Source organism: Pseudomonas sp. YuFO8 (assembly GCF_035065025.1).
In the GTDB taxonomy this organism is placed as follows: domain Bacteria; phylum Pseudomonadota; class Gammaproteobacteria; order Pseudomonadales; family Pseudomonadaceae; genus Aquipseudomonas; species Aquipseudomonas putida_AE.
The window spans coordinates 120,005-145,094 of record NZ_JAXDEQ010000007.1 but is presented as its reverse complement, the minus strand read 5'-3'; the positions used below and the strand labels follow the sequence as shown (position 1 = coordinate 145,094).

General features: G+C 62.7%; 24 protein-coding genes. 4 read left to right on the top strand and 20 right to left on the bottom strand.

Annotated elements, in window-relative coordinates; translation table 11 throughout:
- Window positions 1-55 precede the first annotated feature (55 nt).
- Window positions 56-496 (top strand): carboxymuconolactone decarboxylase family protein, encoded by a 441-nt coding sequence (locus tag SOP95_RS09115; RefSeq protein WP_274075494.1) that lies wholly within the window; start codon window positions 56-58, stop codon window positions 494-496.
- Between the two features lie 27 nt (window positions 497-523).
- Here SOP95_RS09115 and SOP95_RS09110 read toward each other — a convergent pair whose 3' ends face one another.
- From SOP95_RS09110 to SOP95_RS09095, 4 genes are all read right to left on the bottom strand, one after another.
- On the bottom strand, window positions 524-2,116 hold the full coding sequence (locus SOP95_RS09110; protein ID WP_274075493.1) for a DHA2 family efflux MFS transporter permease subunit: 1,593 nt from the start codon (window positions 2,114-2,116) through the stop codon (window positions 524-526).
- Complete coding sequence (locus SOP95_RS09105; RefSeq protein ID WP_274075492.1) at window positions 2,113-3,231, bottom strand: HlyD family secretion protein; 1,119 nt, start codon at window positions 3,229-3,231, stop codon at window positions 2,113-2,115. Before SOP95_RS09105 ends, SOP95_RS09110 begins: the two co-directional genes overlap by 4 nt.
- 310 nt (window positions 3,232-3,541) lie before the next feature.
- Window positions 3,542-4,723 carry an acetyl-CoA C-acyltransferase family protein gene (locus tag SOP95_RS09100; RefSeq protein ID WP_323606879.1) on the bottom strand — a complete coding sequence of 394 codons (1,182 nt, stop codon included), beginning with the start codon at window positions 4,721-4,723 and terminating at the stop codon, window positions 3,542-3,544.
- Entirely contained in the window at window positions 4,720-5,502 is a 783-nt protein-coding gene (locus SOP95_RS09095; RefSeq protein ID WP_323606878.1) for an enoyl-CoA hydratase-related protein, read from the bottom strand. Before SOP95_RS09095 ends, SOP95_RS09100 begins: the two co-directional genes overlap by 4 nt.
- 218 nt (window positions 5,503-5,720) lie before the next feature.
- Here SOP95_RS09095 and SOP95_RS09090 point away from each other — a divergent pair, with 218 nt between their 5' ends.
- The 3 genes from SOP95_RS09090 to SOP95_RS09080 are packed head-to-tail and all read left to right on the top strand — an operon-like array spanning window position 5,721 to window position 9,188.
- The gene (locus tag SOP95_RS09090) at window positions 5,721-6,827 is read left to right on the top strand and encodes a polyamine ABC transporter substrate-binding protein (RefSeq protein ID WP_274075489.1); all 1,107 of its coding nucleotides are present in this window, start codon (window positions 5,721-5,723) and stop codon (window positions 6,825-6,827) included.
- A 37-nt stretch (window positions 6,828-6,864) separates the two neighbouring features.
- Window positions 6,865-8,283, top strand: coding sequence for an aminotransferase (locus SOP95_RS09085; RefSeq protein WP_323606877.1), 1,419 nt, complete (start codon window positions 6,865-6,867; stop codon window positions 8,281-8,283).
- On the top strand, window positions 8,280-9,188 hold the full coding sequence (locus SOP95_RS09080; RefSeq protein ID WP_274075487.1) for a LuxR C-terminal-related transcriptional regulator: 909 nt from the start codon (window positions 8,280-8,282) through the stop codon (window positions 9,186-9,188). Before SOP95_RS09085 ends, SOP95_RS09080 begins: the two co-directional genes overlap by 4 nt.
- A gap of 54 nt (window positions 9,189-9,242) precedes the next feature.
- Here the strand turns inward: SOP95_RS09080 and SOP95_RS09075 are convergent, their stop codons facing one another.
- The 16 genes from SOP95_RS09075 to paaG all read right to left on the bottom strand — a co-directional run bounded on the left by SOP95_RS09075 (window position 9,243) and on the right by paaG (window position 25,087).
- Window positions 9,243-9,551 carry an addiction module antidote protein gene (locus SOP95_RS09075; protein WP_274075486.1) on the bottom strand — a complete coding sequence of 103 codons (309 nt, stop codon included), beginning with the start codon at window positions 9,549-9,551 and terminating at the stop codon, window positions 9,243-9,245.
- Between the two features lie 2 nt (window positions 9,552-9,553).
- A complete protein-coding gene (locus SOP95_RS09070; RefSeq protein ID WP_274075485.1) occupies window positions 9,554-9,847 on the bottom strand; it encodes a type II toxin-antitoxin system RelE/ParE family toxin in 294 nt (97 codons plus the stop codon).
- A 178-nt stretch (window positions 9,848-10,025) separates the two neighbouring features.
- Window positions 10,026-12,095, bottom strand: a complete 2,070-nt coding sequence (gene paaZ, locus SOP95_RS09065; RefSeq protein WP_323606876.1) for a phenylacetic acid degradation bifunctional protein PaaZ — start codon at window positions 12,093-12,095, stop codon at window positions 10,026-10,028.
- Between the two features lie 58 nt (window positions 12,096-12,153).
- Window positions 12,154-13,407 (bottom strand): OprD family porin, encoded by a 1,254-nt coding sequence (locus tag SOP95_RS09060; RefSeq protein ID WP_323606875.1) that lies wholly within the window; start codon window positions 13,405-13,407, stop codon window positions 12,154-12,156.
- Between the two features lie 22 nt (window positions 13,408-13,429).
- Complete coding sequence (locus SOP95_RS09055; protein ID WP_323606874.1) at window positions 13,430-15,076, bottom strand: cation acetate symporter; 1,647 nt, start codon at window positions 15,074-15,076, stop codon at window positions 13,430-13,432.
- Window positions 15,073-15,381, bottom strand: a complete 309-nt coding sequence (locus tag SOP95_RS09050; protein WP_007978006.1) for a DUF485 domain-containing protein — start codon at window positions 15,379-15,381, stop codon at window positions 15,073-15,075. Before SOP95_RS09050 ends, SOP95_RS09055 begins: the two co-directional genes overlap by 4 nt.
- A gap of 166 nt (window positions 15,382-15,547) precedes the next feature.
- Window positions 15,548-16,624, bottom strand: coding sequence for a 1,2-phenylacetyl-CoA epoxidase subunit PaaE (paaE, locus tag SOP95_RS09045; protein ID WP_323606873.1), 1,077 nt, complete (start codon window positions 16,622-16,624; stop codon window positions 15,548-15,550).
- A gap of 34 nt (window positions 16,625-16,658) precedes the next feature.
- Window positions 16,659-17,192 carry a 1,2-phenylacetyl-CoA epoxidase subunit PaaD gene (paaD, locus tag SOP95_RS09040; protein ID WP_323606872.1) on the bottom strand — a complete coding sequence of 178 codons (534 nt, stop codon included), beginning with the start codon at window positions 17,190-17,192 and terminating at the stop codon, window positions 16,659-16,661.
- Window positions 17,179-17,940, bottom strand: coding sequence for a 1,2-phenylacetyl-CoA epoxidase subunit PaaC (gene paaC, locus SOP95_RS09035; RefSeq protein ID WP_323606871.1), 762 nt, complete (start codon window positions 17,938-17,940; stop codon window positions 17,179-17,181). The genes paaD and paaC overlap by 14 nt, the downstream gene beginning before the upstream one ends.
- Before the next feature lie 8 nt (window positions 17,941-17,948).
- Window positions 17,949-18,230, bottom strand: coding sequence for a 1,2-phenylacetyl-CoA epoxidase subunit PaaB (paaB, locus tag SOP95_RS09030; RefSeq protein WP_020795551.1), 282 nt, complete (start codon window positions 18,228-18,230; stop codon window positions 17,949-17,951).
- A 171-nt stretch (window positions 18,231-18,401) separates the two neighbouring features.
- A complete protein-coding gene (gene paaA / locus SOP95_RS09025) occupies window positions 18,402-19,391 on the bottom strand; it encodes a 1,2-phenylacetyl-CoA epoxidase subunit PaaA (RefSeq protein WP_323606870.1) in 990 nt (329 codons plus the stop codon).
- A 312-nt stretch (window positions 19,392-19,703) separates the two neighbouring features.
- Window positions 19,704-21,029 carry a phenylacetate--CoA ligase PaaK gene (paaK, locus tag SOP95_RS09020; protein WP_323606869.1) on the bottom strand — a complete coding sequence of 442 codons (1,326 nt, stop codon included), beginning with the start codon at window positions 21,027-21,029 and terminating at the stop codon, window positions 19,704-19,706.
- A gap of 99 nt (window positions 21,030-21,128) precedes the next feature.
- Window positions 21,129-22,340: a 3-oxoadipyl-CoA thiolase gene (pcaF, locus tag SOP95_RS09015; protein WP_323606868.1), complete on the bottom strand. Its 1,212-nt coding sequence runs from the start codon at window positions 22,338-22,340 to the stop codon at window positions 21,129-21,131.
- The gene (gene paaI / locus SOP95_RS09010) at window positions 22,333-22,782 is read right to left on the bottom strand and encodes a hydroxyphenylacetyl-CoA thioesterase PaaI (protein ID WP_323606867.1); all 450 of its coding nucleotides are present in this window, start codon (window positions 22,780-22,782) and stop codon (window positions 22,333-22,335) included. Before paaI ends, pcaF begins: the two co-directional genes overlap by 8 nt.
- Window positions 22,775-24,292: a 3-hydroxyacyl-CoA dehydrogenase PaaH gene (gene paaH, locus SOP95_RS09005; RefSeq protein WP_323606866.1), complete on the bottom strand. Its 1,518-nt coding sequence runs from the start codon at window positions 24,290-24,292 to the stop codon at window positions 22,775-22,777. The genes paaI and paaH overlap by 8 nt, the downstream gene beginning before the upstream one ends.
- A gap of 3 nt (window positions 24,293-24,295) precedes the next feature.
- Entirely contained in the window at window positions 24,296-25,087 is a 792-nt protein-coding gene (paaG, locus tag SOP95_RS09000) for a 2-(1,2-epoxy-1,2-dihydrophenyl)acetyl-CoA isomerase PaaG (protein ID WP_274075473.1), read from the bottom strand.
- Window positions 25,088-25,090: the final 3 nt, after the last annotated feature.

Genomic DNA, 25,090 nt, shown 5'->3' with positions numbered 1-25,090 from the left:
GCACGCCGCCCCGGGGGCTAACTTAGTGCCACACCCACTTGCCCAGGAACATGCCATGCAACAGCGTATCGATTTCTACACCGCTTCCCCTGACGCCCTCAAGGCCATGATCGCCCTGGAATCGGCGGTATCAAAACTGCCGCTGGAAAAAAGCCTGATCGAACTGGTCAAGCTGCGCTCTTCACAAATCAACGGCTGCGCCTTCTGCATCGACATGCACACCGCCGACGCGATCAAGGACGGCGAAACCCCACGCCGCCTGTTCGCCGTGACGGCCTGGCGCGAGGCGCCATTCTTCACCGACCGCGAACGCGCCGCGCTGCTCTGGACCGAAACCCTGACCCAGTTGAGCCTGACCCATGCGCCGGACGAAGACTACGAAGTGGTCAGCGCCCAGTTCACGCCCAAGGAAATGGTCGACCTGACTGTGGCGATCAATACTATCAACGGCTGGAACCGTCTGGCAGTGGGCTTTCGCAAGACGCCTCAGGCCTGATTTATCGTCCCGGCCCCGTGTCGAGCCTCAATGCGCATCGGCACTCGGCGCGGCTGGTGGCTGCACCTTGCGCATCAAGGGCACCATCGCCGTGGCGATGATGAAGCAGACCATGATCATCAGGAACGCATCACCGTAGGTTTGCGTTTGCGCTTCGCGGTAGGTCAGCAACCAGAGCTGATGCAGGCTCGCGGTGACACCCAGGTCGCCGCTCTGGCCGAGGGCGGCGAAGTTGTTGCCGACCTGGGACAGCCACTGGTTGAGCGCTTCGTTGGTGCTGTTGAGGTTCTCCGCCAACCGGGTGAAATGCAGGTTGGTGCGGTCATTGAGGATGGTCGCGCACGCGGCAATGCCGATGGCGCCGCCCAGGTTGCGCATCAGGTTGAACAACCCCGAAGCATGCTTGAGTCGCGCCGGTGCCAGGCCGCCGAGGGTCAAGGTCACGGCGGGCGGGACCGCCAGTTGCTGGGCAATTCCGCGCAGGGCTTGCGGCAGCATCAGTTCCCTGGCCCCCCAGTCATGGGTGATCGGGCTGAAATCCCACATCGACAAGGCGAACAGGCCAAGGCCGGACATCATGATCCAGCGCAGGTCGACGCGGTTGGCCAGAAAGGCATAAAGCGGAATCGCCATGATCTGGAACACGCCGGTGGAGAAAACCGCCAGGCCAATGTCCAGCGCGCCATAACCACGGACCCGGCCGAGGAACAGCGGTGTCAGGTAGATGGTTGCGAACAGGCCGATGCCGGTGACGAACGAGAAGAAACAGCCGAGGGCGAAGTTGCGGTCTTTGAGGGCACGCAGGTCGACGATCGGGTTGGCCACGTGCAGGGTGCGGCCGATGAACGCCAGGCCGGCCAGGCCGCTGATCCACGCGGTGGTCAGGATGGTGCGGTCGCTGAACCAGTTCCAGCGCGGGCCTTCTTCGAGGGTGTATTCCAGGCAGCCGAGGAACAGCGCCAGGAACACCATGCTCAGGTAGTCGGCGCCCTTGAGCAGCGACAATTCCGGCTGGTCGATCTTCACCAGCATCGGCACGGCCACCGCGACGAAAATCCCCGGCACCAGGTTGATGTAGAACAGCCAGTGCCAGGACGATATATCGGTGATCCAGCCACCGATCACCGGCCCCAGGGTCGGGGCCAGGGACGCGACCGCGCCGATGGTCGCGGCGGCGATCACCCGTTGCTTGCCAGTGAAAAAAACGAACGCCGTGGTGAACACCAGCGGGATCATCGAGCCGCCGAGAAAGCCTTGCAGGGCGCGGAAGGCGATCATGCTCTGGATGTTCCAGGCCGCGCCGCAGAGCAGGCTGGTCAGTGTGAAACCCACTGCCGACGCGCAAAATAGCCAGCGTGTCGAGAACACTCGCGAAAGCCAACCCGACAGCGGAATCACGATGATTTCGGCGATCAGGTAACTGGTTTGCACCCAGGCGGTTTCGTCGGTGCCGGCGGAGAGCCCGCCGCCGATGTCGCGCAGCGATGCCGAGACGATCTGGATATCCAGCAGCGCAATGAACATGCCGATGCACATGCTGGCGAAGGCGAAGACCTTGGTCGCCGTCGCCATGCTCGCTGCATTGAACGGTTGGGCCGGAGCGGCGAGGGCGCGGCTCATGGCGCGCTGGCCACGGCTGGGGTTTCAGGCTCCTTGCGCGTGTCCACTTCGGCGGTGACCGACAGGCCGGGACGCAGGTGGCCAAGCACGCTGTCGGCCGGGTCGAGGTGGATGCGTACCGGTACCCGCTGGACGATCTTGGTGAAGTTACCGGTGGCGTTTTCCGGCGGCAATACGCTGAACTGCGAACCACTGGCCGGCGCCAGGCTGTCCAGGTGACCATGGAATTCCTGGCCGGAGAGCACGTCGGCACGGATGGTCACCCGTTGCCCGGGGACCATGTGCGCCAGTTGGTCCTCCTTGAAGTTGGCATCGACCCACAAGCCGCTGGACGGCACCACCGACAGCAGTTGCGAGCCGGCTTGGGCATAAGCGCCTGTGCGGGCGCGGCGGTTGCCGATCACGCCATCCACGGGAGCTTTCAATTCGGTGTAGCCGACGTTCAACTGCGCCAGGTCGCGTTCGGCTTTGGCTTGGATCAAGGCGGCGCGGGCTTGCTGTTTCTGGGTGGCGATCACATTCAATTGCCGTTGCGCGGCCAGCAGTTCGGCCTGGGCGCGGTTGCTTTGGGCCTGGGCCGTCTTGAACGTGGCGTTGGCCCGTTGCGCGCTTTCCACTGAGACGGCGCTGGTGCTGACGAGCTTTTTATAGCGCGCATCGTCGTCGCGTGAGCGGGCGGTTTCGGCACCGGCAGCATCGATGCCGGCGCGGGCCTGGCCGATCACGGCCTGTTGCAGTTGTTCGGTGGCGTCGAGATTGGCGAGCAGGGCTTCTTCCGCCGCGACCGCGCCTTCGGCCTTGGCCAGGTTGGCGCGGTAGTCCCGCGAATCGAGACGGACCAGCACATCGCCGGCCTTGACCTTCTGGTTGTCGGTCACCAGCACTTCTTCGATGTAACCCGCCACTTTTGGCCCGATCACCGTCACGTCGCCACCGATGTAGGCGTCGTCGGTTTCCTCGATGAACCGGCCATTGGTCCACCAGTGCGCGGCATACACGCCGGCCAGCACCAGCGCGGCGATGCCCAATGTCGGCAGGAGCAGGCGTTTGAGCAGCGGCTTGCGAGTGTTCACCGGGACGGCAAGGTCGGGCTCTACGGCGGGCATGCTGGTCATGAAGAGGTACCTGTGGGTTTAATTACGCACGTAATATGACGTATGTCATATTTAGTCGCAAATGATTTTTGCTGCCGGCTGTCAGGTGTTCGTTTGGAGGAGGGGGCGGGTCGTGGATGGCGGTCGAAGCGGCGGCGCGGTGATGTTGACGGTTGAGACGGTCCTGTAGGAGCTGCCGCAGGCTGCGATCTTTTGACCTTGATTTTTTTAGATCAAAAGATCGCAGCCTCGTTTCACTCGACAGCTCCTACAGCTCCTACAGCTCCTACAGCTCCTACAGGTCCTACAGGTCCTACAGGGAGCAGGGGGGTCAGGCGCGTTCGAAGATTGCCGCGATCCCCTGGCCGCCGCCGATGCACATGGTCACCAGCGCGTAACGGCCGCCGGTGCGGTGCAGTTCGTGGATGGCCTTGGTGGCGATGATGGCGCCGGTCGCGCCCACCGGGTGACCCAGGGCGATGCCCGAGCCGTTCGGGTTGACCTTGGCCGGATCCAGATCCAGTTCCTGGCTGACCGCACAGGCTTGCGCCGCGAACGCGATGTTGGCTTCGACCACGTCCATGTCGGCGACGGTCAGGCCGGCGCGCTTGAGTGCCAGGCGGGTGGCCGGGATTGGGCCCAGGCCCATCAGTGTCGGTTCGACGCCGGCGTGGGCGTAGCTGACCAGGCGGGCGAGTGGGCGCAGGTTGTTGACCTGTACCGCCGCGCCGGTGGCCATGACCAGTGCCGCAGCACCGTCGTTCAGGCCGGAGGCGTTGCCGGCGGTGACCGAGCCGTCCTTCTTGAAGGCTGGCTTCATCGCCGCCAACTGTTCCAGGGACGTGGCGCGTGGATGCTCGTCGACACTGAACAGCTTGGTGCCCTTGCGATCCGGGATTTCCACGGTCGCGATCTGCTCGGTGAAGTAGCCGTTGGCAATTGCATGGGCGGCGCGTTTCTGGTCTTCGAAAGCCAGGGCATCCTGCATTTCGCGGGTGATGCCGTTGCGTTCGGCGACGTTCTCCGCGGTGATGCCCATGTGGATGTTGTGGAACGGGTCATGCAGGATGCCCAGCATGTAGTCGACGGCCTGGACATTGCCCATGCGCGCGCCCCAACGGGCGGATGGCAGCAGGTACGGCCCGCGGCTCATGGATTCGGCACCGGCGCCGACGGCGATGTCGGCATCGCCCAGCATCAGGGTCTGCGCGGCGCTGATGATCGCTTGCAGGCCGGAGCCGCAGAGGCGGTTGACGTTGTAGGCCGGGGTTTCTTTCGGGATGCCGGCGTTCATCGCGGCGACCCGGGAGATGTAGGCGTCGCGGGTTTCGGTCGGGATCACGTGGCCCATCACCAGGTGGCCGACGAGCGCCGGGTCCACGGCGGCGCGTTCCAGGGCGGCTTTCACTGCAGTGGTCGCGAGCTCGGCCGGTGGTACGTCCTTGAGGGAACCGCCGAAGGTGCCAATGGCGGTACGGGCGGCGCTGACGACGTAAATTTCCGGAGTGTTCATGGCTGTGTTCCTTTCGGTGGATTCTTATCTGTACTGCGATTGAGCAGGGCGTTCAAGGCCGTTTTCGCCTCGACGGTATTGAGGCGCTGGATGAACAGCAGGTTTTCTTCGCGCAAGGTGGCTTGCAGTTCGGCCATGCCGGCCTGGGTCATCAGTTGTCGGGACTGACGCAAGGCTTGCGGAGGCATGGCCAGGAAGCGCTGGGCGATCTTTTCTGCCGCGGCCAGGCATTGCTCGCCGTCATCGAAGGCTTCGTTGGCCAGGCCCCAGGCCACCGCCTCGTTGCCGTCGAGGCTATCGCCCAACAGCAGCAAGCGCGCGGCGCGAGCCTGGCCCAGGCGGCGTGGCAGCAGCAGGCTGGCGCCGAACTCGGGGCACAGGCCCAGATTGACGAACGGCGTGCGCAGCTTGGCGTTGCGGGTCACCAGCACCTGGTCGCAATGCAGCAGCAGGGTGGTGCCGATGCCGATGGCCGCCCCGCACACCGCCGCAATCAACGGCTTCTGCAGGTGGGTCACGGCGCGCATCAGGCGGAATGCCGGGCTGTCCAGGTGCGTTGGCGGATCTTGCAGGAAGTCCACCAGGTCGTTGCCACTGGTAAAGCAATTCGGGCCACCGGTCACGATGACCACGCGGATTTCGTTGTTCTCGTCCGCCGCAAACAGCAGGTCGGCCAGGCGCGTGTACATGCCATTGGTCAGGGCATTGAGCTTGTCCGGGCGATCGATGGTCAGTGTCAGCACGCCATCGTGATGGTCTTGCTTGATCAGGTCGGTCATTGCTGGCTCTTGCAGAGTCGGTTCGACGGCCACTTTAAGCGTCAGCTTAGCCCCACAGCTATGACAAAACGGGTCAACCGACCTGATGCTTTTTGCCATATCGCGCCGTCAAAGCCGCCCACACACCCATTCGGGGTATGGTGCGGTCCGGCGAATCCACCAATAGTAGGGTCATCCGCTCATCCAGAGCCGAACTCGCTTGATAAGGTGCATTTGCTATGGGCAAGACACTGCTTAAGGTGATTTCCAGTCTGTTTGTTGTACCCCTGACCCTGAGTGCCCACGCTGGCGAGGTCAACGACAGCAATACGCTGCGGCTGTACAACTGGGCGGACTACATCGGCGAGAAAACCCTGGCCGATTTCGAAAAGGCCACCGGCATCAAGGTGATCTACGACACCTTCGATGCCTATGAAACGGTGCAGGCCAAGTTGCTCACCGGCCACTCCGGGTATGACTTGGTCGTGCTCAATGCCTCCCTTGCGCCGCCGCTGATCCAGGCCAAGGTGTTCCAGCCACTGGACAAGAAACTGCTGCCGGGCTGGAGCAACCTGGACCCGAAAGTCCTGCAAGACCTGCAAGGGTTCGACCCGGGCCCGACCTATTCGGCGCCTTACACCTGGGGCAGCAACGGCATCACCTACAACGTCGACAAGATCAAGGAGCGCATGCCGGATGCGCCGATCGGCTCGCTGGCGATGATTTTCGATCCGAAGATCGTCTCGCGCTTCGCCGACTGCGGCGTGACCCTGGTCGATGCGCCCACCGAAGTGATCCCCCTGGCCCTCAAGTACCTCGGCCGCGATCCACGCAGCGCCAAGCCCGAGGACCTGAAGGCGGCGCAGGAACTGCTGCTGTCGGTGCGGCCGTACATCCGCAAGTTCGATTCGGTCAATTACCTGACCAGCCTGCCCAACGGTGATGTGTGCATGGCCATGACCTGGTCAGGCGACTACGCGACGGCCATGGCTCGCGCCGAAGAAGCCAAGCTGAACATCAACCTGTCCTATTTCATTCCCAAGGAAGGCTCGTTGATCTGGTTCGACAACATGTACATCCCGGCCGACGCGCCCCATGTCGCCAATGCCCACAAGTTTCTTGAATACCTGATGCAGCCGCAGGTGATGGCGGACGTCACCGACTACATCCATTACGCCAACAGCAACGCGGCAGCCACGCCATTGTTGAACGCCGATGTGCGCAACAACCCGGCGATTTACCCCGATGAAGCCACCCGCGAGCGTCTGTTCCCGCAGAAGACCCAGGACGCCAAGGACATGCGGGCCATGACCCGGGTCTGGAGCACCGTGAAAAGCGGCATCTGATTCGTTCGATCGTTAGTCAATCCGGTTAGAGGTTTTTATGGCGACGCCAACACGCAGCGTTTTTTCCCCCGCGGACGAGTCCCGGCTGGTCAAGGCCGACAAGGCCCACCATATGCACGGCTATCACGTGTTCGACGAACACGCCGAGCAAGGTTCCCTGAACATCGTTGCCGGTGACGGCGCCTATATCTACGACACCCAGGGCAACCGCTTTCTCGATGCCGTGGGCGGCATGTGGTGCACCAACATCGGCCTGGGCCGAGAAGAAATGGCCGAGGCCATCGCCGACCAGGTGCGGCAACTGGCCTATTCCAACCCGTTTTCCGACATGTCCAATAACGTCGCCATCGAGCTGTGCGAAAAACTCGCCAGCCTGGCCCCTGGCGACCTCGACCATGTGTTCCTCACCACCGGCGGCTCAACTGCGGTGGACACCGCGTACCGGCTGATCCAGTACTACCAGAACTGCCGTGGCAAACCGGAAAAGAAGCACGTCATCGCCCGTTTCAACGCGTACCACGGCTCCACCACCCTGACGATGTCGATCGGAAACAAGGCCGCCGACCGGGTGCCGGAGTTCGATTACGCCAACCCGCTGATTCACCACGTGTCCAACCCCAACCCCTACCGCGCGCCGGAGGGCATGGACGAGGCGCAGTTCCTCGAGTTCCTGGTCAAGGAGTTCGAAGACAAGATCCACTCGATCGGCGCCGACAAGGTCGCCGGCTTCTTCGCCGAGCCAGTGATGGGCTCAGGCGGGGTGATCATTCCGCCAAAGGGTTACCTCAAGCGCATGTGGGAAGTCTGCCAGCGCTACGACATCCTCTTTGTCGCCGACGAGGTGGTGACGTCGTTCGGGCGCCTGGGCAAGTTTTTCGCCTCTCTCGATGTCTTCGACGTGCAGCCTGACATCATCACCACCGCCAAGGGCCTGACCTCGGCCTACCTGCCGCTGGGGGCGTGCATCTTTTCCGACCGCATCTGGAAGGTCATCGCCGAGCCGGGCAAGAGCCGTTGCTTTACCCACGGCTTCACCTACAGCGGCCATCCGGTTTGCTGCACGGCGGCGCTGAAGAATATCGAGATCATCGAGCGGGAAAACCTGCTGGCCCACGTCGACGATGTCGGCGGCTACCTGGAACAGCGCCTGGCCACCTTGCGCGATCTGCCCCTGGTGGGTGATGTGCGCTGCCTGAAACTGATGGCGTGCGTGGAGTTCGTCGCCGACAAGCGCACCAAGGCGTTGTTCGCCGACGAGATCAACATCGGCGAGAAAATCCATGTGCGCGCCCAGGCCCGGGGATTGTTGGTGCGGCCGATCATGCACCTGAACGTGATGTCGCCGCCGCTGATCCTCACCTATGCCCAGGTCGATGAAATCGTCGAGATCCTGCGAGTTTGCATTCTCGAAGTGGCGGCCGAGCTTGAGGCCAGCGGACAGTACGCCGGCCAATGATTTCGTCAGTCCGGCTGTTACCAAGGGGGTGTTCAGCCGCTAGACTGCGGGGCATGAGCAGACCAAACGACGATACGCTGATCGCGGTGCCCTTCGGGGCATTGCATAAATGGCATGGGGGCATGCGCGAGGCCTTCGCCCATGTCGATGAGCCTGACGCGCTGCAATACCTGGTGACGGCGTTGGGCCAACTGGTGTCCATCGAGTCGGTGATGATCAGCCTGGAGCGCAAGGACCGCGCACCGCAGTTGCTGCATCAGCGCGGCATTGCCCAGGAGTACCAGGTGTCGATCCTCGAGCGCTATTTTGCCGGGGGGTATCTGCTGGACCCGTTCTGCCTGGCGGTGGAGCAGGGCCTGGCGCAAGGTTTCTATCACCTTGCGGACATTGCGCCGGACAACTTCTTCGACAGTGACTACTACAAGACCTACTACCTGAAGGCGAACTGTTCGGAAGACAGCTACTACATCGTCGATACGGGCAATGACACGAAAATCTCCGTGAGCCTGTTTCAAGGTTTCGGCGGCGACTGCCTGGGCGTCGAGCAATTGAACCTGCTGCGCGCCGTCGAACCGCTGGTGCGAGAATTCATCAGCGAATTCAGCCGGCGTGGCCTGCAACGTAGCAGCAAGATCCAGGGCGATAACGATCAAGGCCTGCGCGATGATCTCAAGCATCGGGTGCAATCGGCGTTCGAGCAATTCGGTTGCGACCTGCTCACCGAACGCGAGCGGGAAGTGGCGCACATGGTGCTCAGGGGCCACTCGGTGAAATCCACGGCCAGCCAGATGAACATCTCACCGGAAACCGTGCGCATGCACCGCAAGAATCTGTATCTGAAGCTGGAGGTGGGGTCGCAGTCGGAGTTGTTTGCGTTGTTTATCGAGTGGTTGCGCGGGCATTGAAAGTCAAAAGCTCGTCGGAACGCGGCCCGAACCACCTCAAACCCTGTGATTCATTCAAGGGTTCGAGTGATTGATGACATGACCAGGCTGCGCATACAAATCGATACCCAGTGCGTGAATCACTTTCAAAACCGTATGGAAGCGGGGTTTTGCGCCTGGAGCGAAGGCCTTGTACAGACTTTCGCGACCCATTCCGGAATCTTTGGCTACCTGTGTCATGCCACGCGCCTTTACCACGTACCCGATGGCACGAAGAAACTCCTCATTGTCACCATCCGCTAGCACCTGGGACAGGTATTCGCTGATGGCCTCATCGCTGTCGAGCAAAGTCGCCATGTCGAAAATCGTCAAAGTCTGGCTCATGGTTAAACCTCCTTTGCCATTTTTTTTGCACGTTTGATATCAGCGTTTTGTGATGATTTGTCGCCCCCGGCGAGCAGGATAATGATGACAGTCTTGCGCATCGTGAAGTAAACCCGGTATCCGGCACCCACATCCACGCGCATTTCGCAAACGCCATCACCCACTGACTTGATATCGCCCAAATTACCCGCGAACGCGCGTTCAATGCGACGAGCAATGGCAATCCTTGCCCGCAAATCACGGATTGAGGTGTGCCATGCGGAAAAAATCGCTGTTTGCTGGACAAGATAATTCATTGCGCGACTGTATCCAAGTGGATACGGGTGCGCAGTCAGACATTTCCTGGATTACCGTTGGTTTTTCCGAGGAATGAGTAGGAATGTGTGGCACGGCGAGGAACCTTTGTGGAAGCTAGCCCCCTCCCACATTTGATCCGTGGTTGACCACAAGATCTGCGGTCAACCAGATAACTGATCAATCCTCGCGTTTGACCACCAAGGTCAGAATGTCATAGCTGGCCACCAGCTCACCCAACTGGTTGGTCACTTCCACATCCCACGCCACCACCCCTTGCGCAATGCCCTGCGGGCTCTTCTTGCCCTGGTCGATCTTGCGTTTGCAGGTCAGGCGCGCCTGGATGGTGTCGCCGATGCCCACCGGGTTGATGAAGCGCAGGGTGTCCAGGCCGTAGTTGGCCAGGACCGGGCCGACGCCAGGGGATACGAACAGCCCGGCCGCTGCCGACAGCACGAAGTAACCGTGGGCGATGCGCTTGCCGAACTGCGATTCCTTGGCGGCGATGTCATCGAAGTGCATGTAGAAGTGATCGCCCGACAGGCAGCCGAAGTTCACCAGGTCCGCTTCGGTGACGGTGCGACGGTGAGTCAGCAGCGACTCGCCGATCTGCAGGTCCTGGAAGTAGCGACGGAACGGGTGCACCTCGGTTTCGATGACCTTGGCGCCGCGCACGTATTCGCTGGTGACCGCCGCCAGCATGGTCGGCGAGCCTTGTACCGCCGCGCGTTGCAGGTAGTGCTTCACTGCGCGCAGGCCGCCGAGTTCTTCACCGCCGCCGGCGCGACCCGGGCCGCCGTGCTTGAGTTGCGGCAGCGGCGAGCCGTGGCCGGTGGATTCGCCGGCGCAGTGGCGATCCAGTACCAGCAGACGCCCATGCAACGCAGCCGCCACCGGAATGGCCTTGGCGGCGATCTGCGGGTCCTTGGTCACCAGGCTGGCGACCAGGCTGCCCTTGCCGCGCGCGGCCAGGGCCAGTGCTTCGTCCAGATCGTCGTAGGCCATCAGGGTGCTGACCGGGCCGAACGCTTCGATATCGTGGGCACCGCCTTCGGCATGCGGGTCGCGGGCTTGCAGCAGGGTCGGGGCGAAGAACGCGCCCTTGTCGACATTCTCGCCACGCGGTTCGAAACCGTCGCGGGCGCCGAACAGCATATCGCTGCTCTGCAACAGGGCTTCCAGGCGTTCGGCCACGTCTTTCTGCTGGTCGTGGGAGGCCAGCGCACCCATGCGCACACCTTCCACCGACGGGTCGCCGACCACGACTTTGGCCAGGCGATCACGCAGGCGGGTAGCAACGGCGTCGATGTGCTTGGCCGGGACGATCGCGCGGCGGATGGCGGTGCATTTCTGCCCGGCCTTGGTGGTCATTTCCCGGGCAACTTCCTTGATGAACAGCTCGAACTCTTCGTCGTCCGGGGTGACGTCCGGGGCGAGGATCGCGCAGTTCAGCGAGTCAGCTTCGGCGGTGAATGGCACCGAATTGCGGATCAGGTTCGGGTTGACCCGCAGCTTGGCCGCGGTGTCGGCGGAACCGGTGAAGGTCACCACGTCCTGGCCCTGCAGGCGGTCGAGCAGGTCGCCGGTGCCGCCGATGATCAGTTGCAGGCTGCCCGCCGGGAGCAGGCCGGATTCGTCCATCAGGCGCACCACGGCTTCGGTCAGGTAGCTGGTGGCGCTGGCCGGTTTGACGATGCATGGCATGCCGGCGAGGAAGCTCGGGGCGAATTTTTCCAGCATGCCCCAGATCGGGAAGTTGAAGGCATTGATGTGCACGGCCACGCCGCCGCGCGGCACCAGGATGTGGGTGCCGGCGAAGGTGCCCATTTTGCTCAGCTGCAGCGCCGGGCCTTCGTGCACCACGTTACCCGACGGCAGTTCCCGCGCGCCGAGGCTGGCGTAGGTGAACAGGGTGCTGTTGCCGCCCTCGATGTCGATCCAGCTGTCGGCACGGGTCGCGCCGCTGTGGTGGGAAATCGCGTAGAGCTGTTCCTTGCGTTCGCTCAGGTACAGGGCCAGGGCCTTGAGGCGCTGGGCGCGCTGCTGGAAGTCCAGCGCCATCAGGCCGCTAACGCCTTGGCGGCGACCGTGTTCGATGGCTTCTGCGAAGTCCGGGCGCTCTTCATGGGTACGGAAGATTTCATGGCCGTCGAGGGCGCTGCGCAAGACTTGTGCGCCGTGTTGGCCGATCCAGCGACCGGCGATGAAGCTCTGCAGGGTAGGGGCATGCAGTGTAGGTGAGGAGGACATCACGATTGCTCCTGATTGTGAAAAGTCTGGGTGCGGTCGCGACCGCACCCTTGCGGAATTACCAAAGCGCCAGGGTGTAACCGACGATCAATCGGTTCTCATCGAGGGCGGTCGTCAGGCCATTGCCGGAACGGAAGGTCACGTTGCGCCAGCGCAGGCTGACGTTCTTCAACACACCGCTCTGGATGACGTAGCTGATATCGGTGTCGCGTTCCCATTCGCGCCCGTTGTCGACGGTGCCTGCCTTGACGTGGCGACCATCGGTGTAGCGGGTCATGAAGGTCAGGCCAGGAATGCCTTGGGCGGCGAAGTCATAGTCGTAGCGCAGCTGCCAGGAATCTTCCTCGGCGCGGGTAAAGGTGTTGAAGGTCACCAGGTTGACCACGTACGGATCGCCGCCGTTGAGGAACGGAAAGGCGCTGTCGCCGGACAACTGCTGGTAGGCGGCACTGACCTTGTGCGCACCCTGGGATACGGTGAACATGCCGTTGAAGTTGCGGTTGTCGATGCGTCCGGCCTTTTCCGCGCCGTCGCCGCGGCTGTCGAAATAACGCAGGTCGCTGCGCAGGTTGAAACCGTTGCCCAGTGGTTGCGTATGCACCAGTCCGGCGAATTGCTGCCGATAGATCTGCTCGAGCTTGCCGTAGTAGTAGCTCACATTCAGTTGCGGGCTGAATGCGTAGCTGCCGCCGCCGAAGTCGAAGTGATCGCTGCTGGCGGCGGCGTAGCCGATGTCATCGTTGCTGGAGGAGTCGCGCAGGTTGGCCTTGGTCAGGCGTCCGGCATTGAGCGTCAGGCCGTCGATTTCCTGGCTGGTCAGCAAACCACCTTCAAAGGTCGAACCCAGCAGGCGGGTGTCGTTGTAAGTTGCCACGGGCAACAAGGGTTGCAGGGTGCCGAGCTTCAACAGGCTTTTCGATACGCGCAGTTTGCCGGTCAGGCCCAGTTCGCTGTAGTCGTCGTCGGGCTCATGGCTCTGCGGGCCAAAGGGCAGCAGGCCAGTGCCACGGCGATCCGGGCTGGAGTCGAGTTTGATCCCCAGCTCGCCCAGGGCGTCGAGACCGAAACCGAAGGTGCCGTCGGTGAACCCGGATTCGACACGCGCCGTGAAGCCCTGGGCCCATTCTTCGGCCTTGGCTTGCGGCGCGTTGTCCTGGCGGAAATCGCGATTGAGGTAGAGGTTGCGCATTTCAATACGGGCCTTGCTGTCGCCGATGAAGTCGGCCATGGCGCTGGGCGCGAACAGGGGCAGACTCAATGCGGCGGCCAGCGAAAACAGTGATTCACAAGGTGCGTTACGTGCGGGCTTCATTATTTTTATTCCCTGCCAATATTCAGTGTTTGCTGGCGCCAGAGGCACCGATACCGGTCATCGAGCGGATGAACTGCGCCAGATAACGGCCGCGCTCAAGGGCTGCACGGGGCGAGGTGTCGGTGACGGAAAACAGCCATGCACTGAAGAACGCGAGGCTCATGGAAAACAGCGCCGGGTTGGAGTACGGGAACAGCGCCTTGTCGTGATGCATCACGTTGACCCACACCGCCGGGCTCAGCACCAGCAGGACAATCGCCGAGACCAGTCCGGACAGGCTGCCGACGACGGCGCCGCGGGTGGTCAGGCCTTTCCAGTACATCGAGAGGAACAGCACCGGGAAATTCACCGACGCGGCGATGGCCAGCACCAGGCCCGAGAGGAAGGCGATGTTCTGCGACTCGAACAGCAGGCCGAGGATGATCGCCAGCACACCGATGCACAGGGTGGCGATACGCGATACGCGCATTTCCTGCTGTTCCGTGGCCTGGCCCTTGCGCATCACGCAGGCATACAGGTCATGGGACACCGCCGAGGCGCCGGACAGTGCCAGTCCGGCAACCACCGCCAGGATGGTGGCGAAGGCAACCGCCGAGATGAAGCCGAGGAACAGGTTGCCGCCCACGGCCTGGGCCAGGTGCACGGCGATCATGTTGCCGCCGCCGATGATCGCGCCGCTGGCGTCACGGAACGCCGGATCGGTGCCGACCATGACGATGGCGCCAAAGCCGACGATGATCAGCAACAAGTAGAAGTAGCCGATGAAACCGGTGGCGTAGAACACGCTTTTACGCGCTTCCTTGGCATCGCTGACGGTAAAGAAACGCATCAGGATGTGCGGCAGGCCGGCGGTGCCGAACATCATGCCCAGCCCCAGGGAAATCGCATCGATCGGGTTGGACAGCAAGCCGCCGGGGGCCATGATCGCGTTGCCCTTGGCATGCACGGCGGTGGCGCCGGCAAACATCGCTTCAGTGCTGAAACCGAAATGCTTGAGCACCATGAACGCCATGAAGCTGGTGCCGAACAACAGCATCACGGCCTTGATGATCTGCACCCAGGTGGTGGCGAGCATGCCGCCGAAGGTCACGTAGAACACCATCAATACGCCGACCAGCATGACGGCGTAGAGGTAGTCGATGCCGAACAGCAACTCGATCAGCTTGCCGGCGCCGACCATCTGCGCCACCAGGTACATCAGGGCTACGGTCAGGGTGCCGAACGCCGAAGTCAGGCGCACCGGCGTCTGTTCCAGGCGGTAGGAAACCACGTCGGCAAAGGTGTACTTGCCGAGGTTGCGCAGGCGTTCGGCGATCAGGAACAGGATGATCGGCCAGCCGGCCAATACGCCCAGTGCGTAGAGCAGGCCGTCGTAGCCATTGAGGAACATCATCGCGGAAATGCCGAGGAACGAGGCTGCCGAGATCATGTCACCGGCAATCGCCAGACCGTTCTGGAAACCGGTCATGCCGCCGCCGGCCGTGTAGAAGTCGCTGGCGGAACGGGTGCGCAGGGCAGCCCAGCGTGTCACGCCAAGGGTGAACAGGACGAACACCATGAACATGCCGATGGCGTTCCAGTTCAATGGTCGGGAAGCGCCGTCGGCGGCCACCGCCAAATCAGTGACCACCGCCAGCGGCAGCAGGAACAACGCAAGAAGACGACTCATCGGGCGCACTCCTGCTTGAGTTTTTCATTGAGCGGGTCGATCACGTTGTTGGCGCGATAGACATAGAACCCGGTCAGCGCAAAGGCCAGCCCGACGATGACGACACCCACCAGCATGCCCACGGTGGTCACGCCACCGCTCAGGGATTGGCCGAGGGTAGAAGGGGAGAAAGCCACCAGCAGCACGAAGCCGTAGTAGATCACCAGCATGGCCAGGCTCAGTGACCAGTACAGCTTCTGTTTTCGGCGCACCAGCTGGATGAAATCCGGGTGCTGGCGGATGAGTTCTATTTCCTGGGGTGTCATGACGCGCGCTCCTTTGTTGTTTTTGTTTTGGGTGAAACAGTGTGTTCAGGTCGATCACCGGCCCCCCTGTAGGAGCTGGCTTGCCAGCGAAGGCGGCCTGAAAACATACAGTGATCTCAAGGGCCTCTTCGCTGGCAAGCCAGCTCCTACAGGGTTTTGCGTTGTTTCAGAGCTGGTCGAAATCCAGCACCACCTTGTCGCTGATCGGGAAGGCCTGGCACGACAGCACATAACCGGCGGCCACTTCGTAGTCTTCCAGGGCGTGGTTGCTGTCCATTTCCACTTCGCCCTCGATGACCTTGCACTTGCAGGTCGAGCACACGCCGGCCTTGCACGAGTAGGGCAGTTCGGCGCCCTGGGCGTTGCCGGCGTCGAGGATGCTCTGGCTGTTGCGCGGCAGGTCGAAGGCCAGGGCGCGGCCGTCGCTGATCACGGTGATCTGGCTGACTGCTGCATCCACCTGGCGCGCCGCTTCGCGGGCCTGGCGTTTCTGCTGGCTGCCAGCAGCGGCGAAGAGTTCGAAGTGGATTCGCTCGGGCGCCATACCCTTGGCCTTGAGGCTGTCGCGCACGGTTTCGGTCATTTCCTGCGGGCCGCAGATGAAAGCGGCGTCGAGGGCCTTGACGTCGAGCCAGCGGCTGAACAGTTGCTCGCATTTCTCGGCGTTGATCCGGCCGTTGTACAGGTCGACATCCTGCTGCTCGCGGCTGAACACGAAGATCAGGTTCAAGCGCTGCAAGTAACGGTTCTTCAAGTCTTCAAGCTGTTCGCGGAACAGTGCGCCGGAGCTGGAGCGGTTGCCGTACAGCAGGGTGACGCGGCTGTTGGGCTCGGTTTGCAGGGTGGTCTTGATGATCGACAGGATCGGCGTGATGCCGCTGCCGGCCGCGACCGCCAGGTAGTTGCCGTGGCGAGCGGGGTCGAGTTCCACGCTGAAATGCCCGGCGGGCGGCATCACTTCCAGGCTGTGCCCGGCCTTGAGCTGTTCGTTGGCAAACGCGGAAAAGCGTCCACCGGCCACACGCTTGATGGCGACACGCAGTTCACCGTCGTTGACACCGGTGCAGATCGAATAGGAGCGGCGCACTTCTTCGCCGTCCAGTTGGGTACGCATCACCAGGTGCTGGCCCTGGGTGTAATGAAAGCTGTCTTGCAGATCCTGCGGAATCTCGAAGGCGATGGACACCGCTTCACGGGTCTCGGTGCGCACATCCTTGATGGTCAGGCTGTGGAATTTGCTCATTGTTGTTCTCCAGCTGGGTCGGCCGATTCGCCGCTCAGATGCACTTGAAATAGTCGAACGGTTCCCGGCAATCGACGCAGCGGTACAGCGCCTTGCACGCGGTGGAACCAAACTCGCTGAGCACCTCGGTGTGGGCGCTGCCGCATTGCGGGCAAAGGACCTGCGGGCTCTCGCCGAGCAGGCTGCGTTTGCTGGTGCTGCCTTCGGGCGGCGCGATGCCGTAGGCGCGCAGGCGTTCGCGGCCGCTGTCGCTGATCCAGTCGGTGGTCCAGGCCGGGGTCAATTTGCGCTCGAGTTGCGGCGCCTTGAATCCGGCGAGTTCCAGGGCCTGGCGGATATCGCTCTCGATCACTTCGGTGGCCGGGCAGCCGGAGTAGGTCGGCGTGACCACCACGTGAAGGTGGCCGGCCTGCCAATCCAGGTCGCGGACGATGCCGAGGTCGACCACGCTGACCACCGGCACTTCCGGGTCCATGACTTCGGCCAGGATCGCCCACGCGGCAGCCAGATCGGTCGGTTGAGCCGGCCGGGCGCCGAGGTCGCTGGCGATCAGCTCACCAGGTTGCATCGGGGTACGCTCGTGGCAGGAACTGCATTTCGGCCAGCAGGATGCCCAGGTGTTCGGTGTGCAGGCCCTTGCGTGCGTTCAGATAGAAATAGCTTGGCGCGGCCGGCACGGGCAGGGTGGCGGTGGTGAAGATCTGGTTGACCTTGACTTGCCACTGGGTGGCGATGCTGGCGATGTCCGGAGTGATGCCGGCTTCGCACAGGCGCAGCTCGCTGTCATCGGCCGCGATCAGTTCTACGGTGAAGCGCCAGACTTCGGGGATGGCCGCGAGCATGCGCTGGTGGCTTTCCTCGGTGCCGTCACCCATGCGCTCGATCCATTCGCCGGAGCGGCGCAGGTGATAGGTCACTTCCTTCACGGCCTTGGCAGCGATCCCGGCAATGCGTTCGTCGCTGGACTGGCTCAGGCCCTGCAACACCGGCAAATGCCAGGCGTCATAGAGGAACTGCTTGAGCATGGTCACCGCGAAGTCGCCGTTGGGTTGTTCCACCAGCAGCAGGTTGCGATAGGCGCGCTCGTCGCGGCGGAACGCCAGGTGATCGGCGTCACGGCCGTCGTCCAGCAGTTCGACGGCGTAGTCCAGCCAGTTGCGCGCCTGGCCCACCAGGTCGAGGCCGACGTTCATCAGCGCCAACTCTTCTTCCAGCGCTGGCGCCTTGCCGCACCACTGGCACAGGCGCTGGCCCTGGATCAGGGCGCTGTCGCCGAGGCGCAGCAGGTATTCGATCAGATCAGTCTTGTTGTTCATGGCCGACCTCACATGTGCCCGACTTCGGCCGGCAGCTCGTAGAAGCTGGCGTGGCGGTAGACCTTGTCGTCCGACGGATCGAACAGCGGGTCTTTTTCATCCGGCGACGAAGCGGTGATCAGCTTTGAGGGCACCACCCACAGGCTTACGCCTTCGCTTCGGCGGGTGTAGAGCTCGCGGGCGTTCTCGATGGCCATGGTGGTGTCGGCGGCATGCACGCTGCCGACGTGTTTGTGGTTGAGGCCGTGCTTGCTGCGCACGAAGACTTCGAAGAGGGTCCACTCGGACATTTCAATTACTCCACATCTGTTCGGTTTTTTGCTGACGGGGCTGAAGATCAAAAGATCGCAGCCTTCGGCAGCTCCTACATGGGATCACCGGCTCCTGTAGGAGCTGGCGCAGCCTGCGATCGTTTGGCGGCATGGAAGTCGCCGAAGATCAAGATCATCAAACGGGCCGGATCAGGCGGCGTTCTTGTTTTGTTTTTTGCGGGCGTGGGCGACGGCGGCTTCACGAACCCAGGCGCCGTCTTCGATCGCCTTGCGGCGGGTGGCGACGCGTTCGGTGTTGCACGGGCCGTTGCCCTTGAGCACTTCGTAGAATTCGCTCCACTGGATTTCGCCGAAGTCGTAGTGGCCGCGTTCGGCGTTCCACTTCAGGTCCGGATCGGGGCAAGTGCAGCCCAGCAGTTCCAGCTGCGGGATGGTCTGGTCGATGAAGCGCTGGCGCAGTTCGTCGTTGCTCTGGCGCTTGATTTTCCAGGCCATGGACTGCGCGCTGTTCGGCGAGTGTTCGTCGCTCGGGCCGAACATCATCAGCGACGGCCACCACAGGCGGTTGATCGCGTCCTGGACCATGTCTTTTTGCGCCTGGGTACCGTGACGCATCATGGTCAGGAGAATTTCGTAGCCCTGGCGCTGGTGGAAGCTCTCTTCCTTGCAGATGCGCACCATGGCCCGGGAATAGGGGCCGTAGGAGGTGCGTTGCAGCACCACCTGGTTGACGATCGCCGCGCCATCCACCAGCCAGCCCACCGCGCCCATATCGGCCCAGTTCAGCGTCGGGTAATTGAAGATGCTCGAGTACTTGGCCTTGCCGCTGTGCAGCTTGGCGATTTCTTCATCACGGTCGGCACCCAGGGTTTCCATGGCGCTGTACAGGTACAGGCCGTGACCGGCTTCGTCCTGGATCTTGGCCATCAATTGCAGCTTGCGTTTGAGGCTTGGCGCGCGGGTGACCCAGTTGCCTTCCGGGAGCATGCCGACGATTTCCGAGTGGGCGTGCTGGGAAATCTGCCGGATCAGGGTCTGGCGGTAGGCATCTGGCATCCAGTTCTTCGCTTCGATCTTGATTTCCGAATCGATTTTTTCCTGGAAGGCGCGTTCCTGTTCGGATATCTCCGAGAGGTCTTTTATGCGCTTTACGCCTGTTTCTACGAGCTGTGCGTACATGGGGGGTCTCCCGCCGTGAATCTGTTGAAGGCATGGAGAACTTTATAAGCGATACAGAATTTAATATCAAACAGAAAATGACGTGTCGTATTTATTTTTGTATCGCTTTCGGGTTGAGCGGTCCTTCATGAAACACCGTTCCCCTGTAGGAGCTGGCTTGCCAGCGAAAGCGGTGGCTCAGTTGGCAAATTTATCGACTGGACGCATGCCTTCGCTGGCAAGCCAGCTCCTACAGAGAGGGGTGTCTGTTTTTCATGAAAAAAACCCAAAAAAAAAAGCCCCGCAAAAGCGGGGCAATAAGGGGTGCAGCAGTCATGCTTTAGGGCGTTTGTCCAATACGTGGCAAGCCTTGCCCTCGGAACGCTTGATCGAGTGGAACGGCTGCAACACGATCCGCGAACTGATCCCGATATACGTCTTGATGTGCTTGCTCAACTCCCCGCAAACAGCCTTCTGCTGTTCATCGCTCAGGTGCTGATGCTCGGCCTTCAACTCGACGTGCACGTCCACGCTGTCCAGGTTGCCATTGCGATACAGATGGATCTCATAGCACTCGGCAAGTTGTTTGACTTTGAGCACCTGCTCCTCGATCTGCGTCGGGAACACGTTGACTCCGCGGATGATCAGCATGTCGTCGCTGCGCCCGGTGATCTTGTCGATGCGCCGCATCGGCCGTGCGGTGCCCGGCAGCAGGCGTGTCAGGTCGCGGGTGCGGTAGCGGATCATCGGCAGGGCTTCTTTGCTCAGGGAGGTGAACACCAGTTCGCCCATCTGCCCGTCCGGCAGCACTTCGCCGGTGACCGGGTCGATGATTTCCGGGTAGAAGTGGTCTTCCCAGATCGTCGGGCCATCCTTGGTTTCGGCGCATTCCATCGCCACGCCCGGGCCCATGATTTCCGAGAGGCCGTAGATGTCCAGGGCGGTGATGCCCATGCGCGCCTCGATGGCGCTGCGCAGTTCGGCGGTCCATGGCTCGGCGCCGAAGATGCCCAGGCGCAGGGCCAGCTTGTGCGGGTCGATGCCCTGGCGCTCGATCTCGTCGGCGATGTTGAGCATGTAGGACGGCGTGACCATGATGATGTCCGGCTGGAAATCCTTGATCAACTGCACTTGTTTTTCGGTCTGGCCGCCGGACATGGGGATCACCGTGCAACCCAGGCGTTCGGCTCCGTAGTGGGCGCCGAGGCCGCCGGTGAACAGGCCGTAGCCGTAGGAGATGTGCACCTTGTCGCCACGCCGGCCACCGGCGGCGCGGATCGAGCGCGCCACCACGTTGGCCCAGGTGTCGATGTCATTCTGGGTGTAGCCGACCACCGTCGGTTTGCCGGTGGTGCCGCTGGACGCGTGCAGGCGCACGATGTCGTGCATCGGCACGGCAAACATGCCGTAGGGGTAGTTGTCGCGCAGGTCGGACTTGGTGGTGAAGGGGAATTTCGCCAGGTCGTCGAGGGACTTGATGTCGTCCGGGTGCACGCCCAGCGCATCGAAGCGCTGACGGTACAGCGGCACATTGTTGTAGGCGTGGTTCAGGCTCCAGCGCAGGCGCTCCAGCTGATGCTGGCGCAGCTCGTCGATGCTGGCGGTTTCCAGCGGGTCCAGCACGGGATCAAGCACGGCTTGGGCAATTGGCATGTTCATGTGTTCACTCGAATTGTTTTTGTGTTCCAGCCCCTGCATGCAGGGGCTTTGAGTGCATGCCCCAAGGATACCTCTCGGCTCCCCGGGAATCGCGATTCTTTAGTGGGATAGACGCTCGATGATCAGCGCGATCCCCTGGCCGACGCCGATGCACATGGTGCACAGGGCGTAGCGGCCATTGCGTTCCTCAAGTTCATGCAGGGCGGTGGTGACCAGGCGTGCGCCGCTCATGCCCAACGGGTGGCCCAGGGCGATGGCGCCGCCGTTGGGGTTGACCCGTGGGTCGGTGTCGCTCAAGCCCAGTTCGCGCAGTACGGCCAGGCCTTGGGCGGCAAAGGCTTCGTTGAGCTCGATGACGTCCATGTCCGCCAGGCTCAGGTTGGCCACTTCCAGCACCTTGCGCGTGGCCGGTACCGGACCGATGCCCATGATGCGTGGTTCGACGCCGGCGGTGGCCATGGCGACAACGCGACCGCGGGCGGTCAGGCCGTGGCGTTTGGCGACTTCGGGGCTTGCCAGCAACAGCGCGCAGGCGCCGTCGTTGACCCCGGAGGCGTTACCGGCGGTGATGCTGCCGCCTTCGCGGAACGGCGTGCCCAGTTTGGCCAGCTGTTCCAGGGTGGTGTCGCCACGCGGATGCTCGTCGTGCTCGACCACTTTGGTCGGGCCTTTGCGCTGGGGAATTTCCACCGCGACGATTTCCCTGGCCAGGCGGCCGTTGGCCTGGGCCGCGGCGGCGCGTTGCTGGCTGCGCAGGGCGAAGGCGTCCTGGTCGGCCCGGGAGATGTTGAACTGTTCGGCGACGTTCTCTGCCGTTTCCGGCATTGAGTCGATGCCGTAGGCCTTTTTCATCAGCGGATTGACGAAACGCCAGCCGATGGTGGTGTCGAAAATTTCCGCAGAGCGGGAAAACGCCTGCTCGGCCTTGCCCATCACCAATGGCGCGCGGGACATCGATTCGACGCCACCGACCAGCATCAACCCGGTTTCGCCGCTGCGAATCGCCCGGGCTGCAGTGCCGATGGCATCCAGCCCTGAACCGCACAGGCGATTGAGGGTGGTACCCGGCACGTTGACCGGCAAACCGGCCAGCAGCGCCGACATGCGCGCGACGTTGCGGTTGTCTTCGCCGGCCTGGTTGGCGCAGCCGTAGATCACATCGTCCACGCTGCTCCAGTCGACCTGCGGGTGGCGGCGCAGCAGTTCGCGCAGGGGCACCGCGCCGAGGTCGTCGGCGCGCACGCTGCTCAGGACTCCGGCGTAGCGACCGATCGGGGTGCGGACCGCGTCGATGATCAGGGCGTCATTCATGGGGGGTCTCCTGCGCCAGCACCGAGCCGCGCACTTTGTAGGATTTGCCGTGGAACAGGGCGATCAGCTGGCCCTGCTGGTTTTCGATGCGTACGTCGTAGTTGCCGGTGCGCCCGGAGCGGCTTTGCTCGATGCAATCGGCCGTCAGCGTGTCACCCAGGCGCGCCGGGGCGATGTAGTCGATGCTGCAGCCGATGGCCACCGTGGCTTCGTTGTAGCTGTTGCAGGCAAAGGCGAATGCCGAGTCGGCCAAGGCAAACAGAAAGCCGCCGTGGCAGGTGCCGTGGCCCTGCACCATGTCTGCACGCACGGTCATGCCCACACGGGCGCAACCGGGGGCCGCGGACAGTAGACGGATGCCCATCCCCTGGCTGGCGGCGTCACGCTGGAGCAGCGTTTGTGCACAGTTGACGGCCAGGTTCATCGCTTCGTGGTTAGTCATGGAACGTTCTCCCTTCGGCGACCCGACGGCGCAGCAGCAGCGACGGCCGGTAGCGTTCTTCGCCATAGGTGGCTTGCAGGTTGTCCAGCACGGTCAGGATCTGCTCGAGCCCGATGGCGTCGGCCCAGGCCAACGGCCCCTGTGGATAATTGACCCCGGCGCGCATCGCCAGGTCGATGTCGGCCGCCGAGGCCACGCCTTGCAGCAGGGCATCGGCCGCTTCGTTGGCCAGCATCGCCACGGTGCGCAGGACGGCCAGTGCCGGGCTGTCGCTGAGCAGGCTGACCTTGAGGCCGGCGCGTTGCAGCAGGGCGATTCCTTGTTCCAGGGCCAGCGGATCAATGCCCGCCGCATGGCTGATGGCGATGCGTTGGGCCTTGCTGTAATCGAGGGTCAGATCCAGCAGGATCAGGTTGCGCAGTCCGTCTTCCCTGGCGCGGTGACAGGCCATGCGCCCGTCGCTCAAGGCCAGCACCGCGTCACCGACCCGCAGCAAGCCGCGACCATCGCGCTGGATGACGTTGATGCCTTGCTCGCGCAGACGCACAAGCAAGCCTTGGGCGATGCCCAGGTCGCCTTCGGCAATGCACGCTTCGACGGCCGCAGCACTGCTGATCTCGGCGGCGGGCGGACGCTCGGCCCCTTGGACGTAGCTGTAGAATCCCTGGCCGCTTTTACGCCCCAGGCGCCCGCCGTCCACCAGCTCTTTCTGGATCAGCGAAGGCAGGAAGCGTGTGTCCTGGTAATAGGCATCGAACACCGAGCAGGTCACGGCATAGTTGACGTCATGGCCGATCAGGTCGGTCAGCTCGAACGCGCCCATGGCAAAGCCGCCGGCCTCGCGCATCAGCGCATCCAGGGTCGCGCAGTCGGCGGCACCTTCCTGGAGCATGCGCAGGCTTTCTGCGTAGAACGGCCGGGCCACGCGGTTGACGATGAAACCCGGGGTGGAGCGGGTGTGCACTGGTTTTTTGCCCCAGGCCTTGGCGGTGTCGTACAGGCACTCGGCCAACACCGGATCGCTGGCCAGGCCGCAGACCACTTCCACCAGCGGCATGACCGGCGCCGGGTTGAAGAAGTGCAGACCGAGCAGGCGTTGCGGGTGAACGAGTTGCGCGGCGATGCCGGTGATCGACAGCGACGAGGTGTTGCTGGCCAGGATGCAGCGCTCGCCGCAAATCTCTTCCAGCTGGCGGAACAGCGCGCGCTTGACCTCGAGGTTCTCGACGATGGCTTCGATGATCAGCGCGCAATCGGCCAGGGCTTCGATCGCTTCCACGGCGTGCAGGCGTGCAATCGTCGCGCTGCGCGCATCGGCGGACAGCTTGCCGTTCTCGACCCGTTTGCCCAGTTGCCGGTCGATGCCGGCAATGGCCTGGGCCGCAGCGCCGGGACGATTGTCCAGCAGCAGCACCGGATGCCCGGCCTGCGCCGCGACCTGGGCAATGCCGGCGCCCATGGCACCGGCGCCGATCACCGCGATACGTGCAGAGGTGTTCAGTGCGGTCATGACTCAGCGCCCCTTGAAGCTTGGGCTGCGTTTTTCCATGAAGGCGCCGACACCTTCGCGATAGTCCTCGCTGCGCCCGGCCAGGCGTTGCAGGTCACGCTCCAGCTCCAGCTGTTCATCAAAGGTGTTGCTCAGGCTGGCGTTCAGGCTGCGCTTGATCAGCGCCAGGCCGTAGGTCGGCTGGGTGGCCAGGTGTTGCGCCAGTTTCAGGGCTTCATCGCGCAGTTCGGCGTCTTCCACGCAGCGATAGATCAAGCCCCATTGTTCGGCCTGCTCGGCAGTCAGGCGATTACCGAGCAGGGTCAGTGCCTTGGCGCGGGCCATGCCGACCAGGCGCGGCAGGGTCCAGGTGCCGCCGGAGTCGGGGATCAGGCCGATCTTGCAGAACGCCTGGATGAAGCTGGCCGAACGCGCTGCCAGCACCAGGTCGCAGGCCAGCGGAATGTTAGCGCCGGCACCGGCGGCCACGCCGTTGACCGCGCAGATGACCGGCATCGGCAGGTCGCGCAACTGGCGGATCAGTGGGTTGTAGAACTTCTCGATGGACTCGCCCAGGTCCGGCACGGCGCTGCCCGGCGCGACATTGCGGTCGCTCAGGTCCTGGCCGGCGCAGAAGCCACGACCTTCGCCGGTCAGCAGCAACACGCGCACGTCGGGGTTCTGCCGCACTTGCTTGAGCGCTTCCTTCACTTCGCCATGCATCTGGGTGTTGAAGCTGTTGAGCTGCTCCGGGCGATTGAGGCTGAGCAGGGCGACGCCGGCCTCGATGGAAAACAGGATGTGTTCGAAGTTCATGGT

Bases quoted from the DNA above. Each gene is read 5' to 3' on its own strand.
- paaC (WP_323606871.1), bottom strand. From the start codon at position 17,940: ATGAACAACAAGACTGATCTGATCGAATACCTGCTGCGCCTCGGCGAC.
- SOP95_RS09100 (WP_323606879.1), bottom strand. From the start codon at position 4,723: ATGAACACTCCGGAAATTTACGTCGTCAGCGCCGCCCGTACCGCCATT.
- SOP95_RS09110 (WP_274075493.1), bottom strand. From the start codon at position 2,116: ATGAGCCGCGCCCTCGCCGCTCCGGCCCAACCGTTCAATGCAGCGAGC.
- SOP95_RS09105 (WP_274075492.1), bottom strand. From the start codon at position 3,231: ATGACCAGCATGCCCGCCGTAGAGCCCGACCTTGCCGTCCCGGTGAAC.
- paaK (WP_323606869.1), bottom strand. From the start codon at position 21,029: ATGAACATGCCAATTGCCCAAGCCGTGCTTGATCCCGTGCTGGACCCG.
- paaH (WP_323606866.1), bottom strand. From the start codon at position 24,292: ATGACCGCACTGAACACCTCTGCACGTATCGCGGTGATCGGCGCCGGT.
- paaA (WP_323606870.1), bottom strand. From the start codon at position 19,391: ATGTACGCACAGCTCGTAGAAACAGGCGTAAAGCGCATAAAAGACCTC.
- SOP95_RS09050 (WP_007978006.1), bottom strand. From the start codon at position 15,381: ATGACACCCCAGGAAATAGAACTCATCCGCCAGCACCCGGATTTCATC.
- SOP95_RS09115 (WP_274075494.1), top strand. From the start codon at position 56: ATGCAACAGCGTATCGATTTCTACACCGCTTCCCCTGACGCCCTCAAG.
- paaI (WP_323606867.1), bottom strand. From the start codon at position 22,782: ATGACTAACCACGAAGCGATGAACCTGGCCGTCAACTGTGCACAAACG.
- SOP95_RS09070 (WP_274075485.1), bottom strand. From the start codon at position 9,847: ATGAATTATCTTGTCCAGCAAACAGCGATTTTTTCCGCATGGCACACC.
- SOP95_RS09055 (WP_323606874.1), bottom strand. From the start codon at position 15,076: ATGAGTCGTCTTCTTGCGTTGTTCCTGCTGCCGCTGGCGGTGGTCACT.
- SOP95_RS09090 (WP_274075489.1), top strand. From the start codon at position 5,721: ATGGGCAAGACACTGCTTAAGGTGATTTCCAGTCTGTTTGTTGTACCC.
- paaD (WP_323606872.1), bottom strand. From the start codon at position 17,192: ATGCAACCTGGTGAGCTGATCGCCAGCGACCTCGGCGCCCGGCCGGCT.
- paaG (WP_274075473.1), bottom strand. From the start codon at position 25,087: ATGAACTTCGAACACATCCTGTTTTCCATCGAGGCCGGCGTCGCCCTG.
- SOP95_RS09095 (WP_323606878.1), bottom strand. From the start codon at position 5,502: ATGACCGACCTGATCAAGCAAGACCATCACGATGGCGTGCTGACACTG.
- SOP95_RS09060 (WP_323606875.1), bottom strand. From the start codon at position 13,407: ATGAAGCCCGCACGTAACGCACCTTGTGAATCACTGTTTTCGCTGGCC.
- SOP95_RS09080 (WP_274075487.1), top strand. From the start codon at position 8,280: ATGATTTCGTCAGTCCGGCTGTTACCAAGGGGGTGTTCAGCCGCTAGA.
- SOP95_RS09085 (WP_323606877.1), top strand. From the start codon at position 6,865: ATGGCGACGCCAACACGCAGCGTTTTTTCCCCCGCGGACGAGTCCCGG.
- pcaF (WP_323606868.1), bottom strand. From the start codon at position 22,340: ATGAATGACGCCCTGATCATCGACGCGGTCCGCACCCCGATCGGTCGC.
- paaE (WP_323606873.1), bottom strand. From the start codon at position 16,624: ATGAGCAAATTCCACAGCCTGACCATCAAGGATGTGCGCACCGAGACC.
- paaB (WP_020795551.1), bottom strand. From the start codon at position 18,230: ATGTCCGAGTGGACCCTCTTCGAAGTCTTCGTGCGCAGCAAGCACGGC.
- paaZ (WP_323606876.1), bottom strand. From the start codon at position 12,095: ATGTCCTCCTCACCTACACTGCATGCCCCTACCCTGCAGAGCTTCATC.
- SOP95_RS09075 (WP_274075486.1), bottom strand. From the start codon at position 9,551: ATGAGCCAGACTTTGACGATTTTCGACATGGCGACTTTGCTCGACAGC.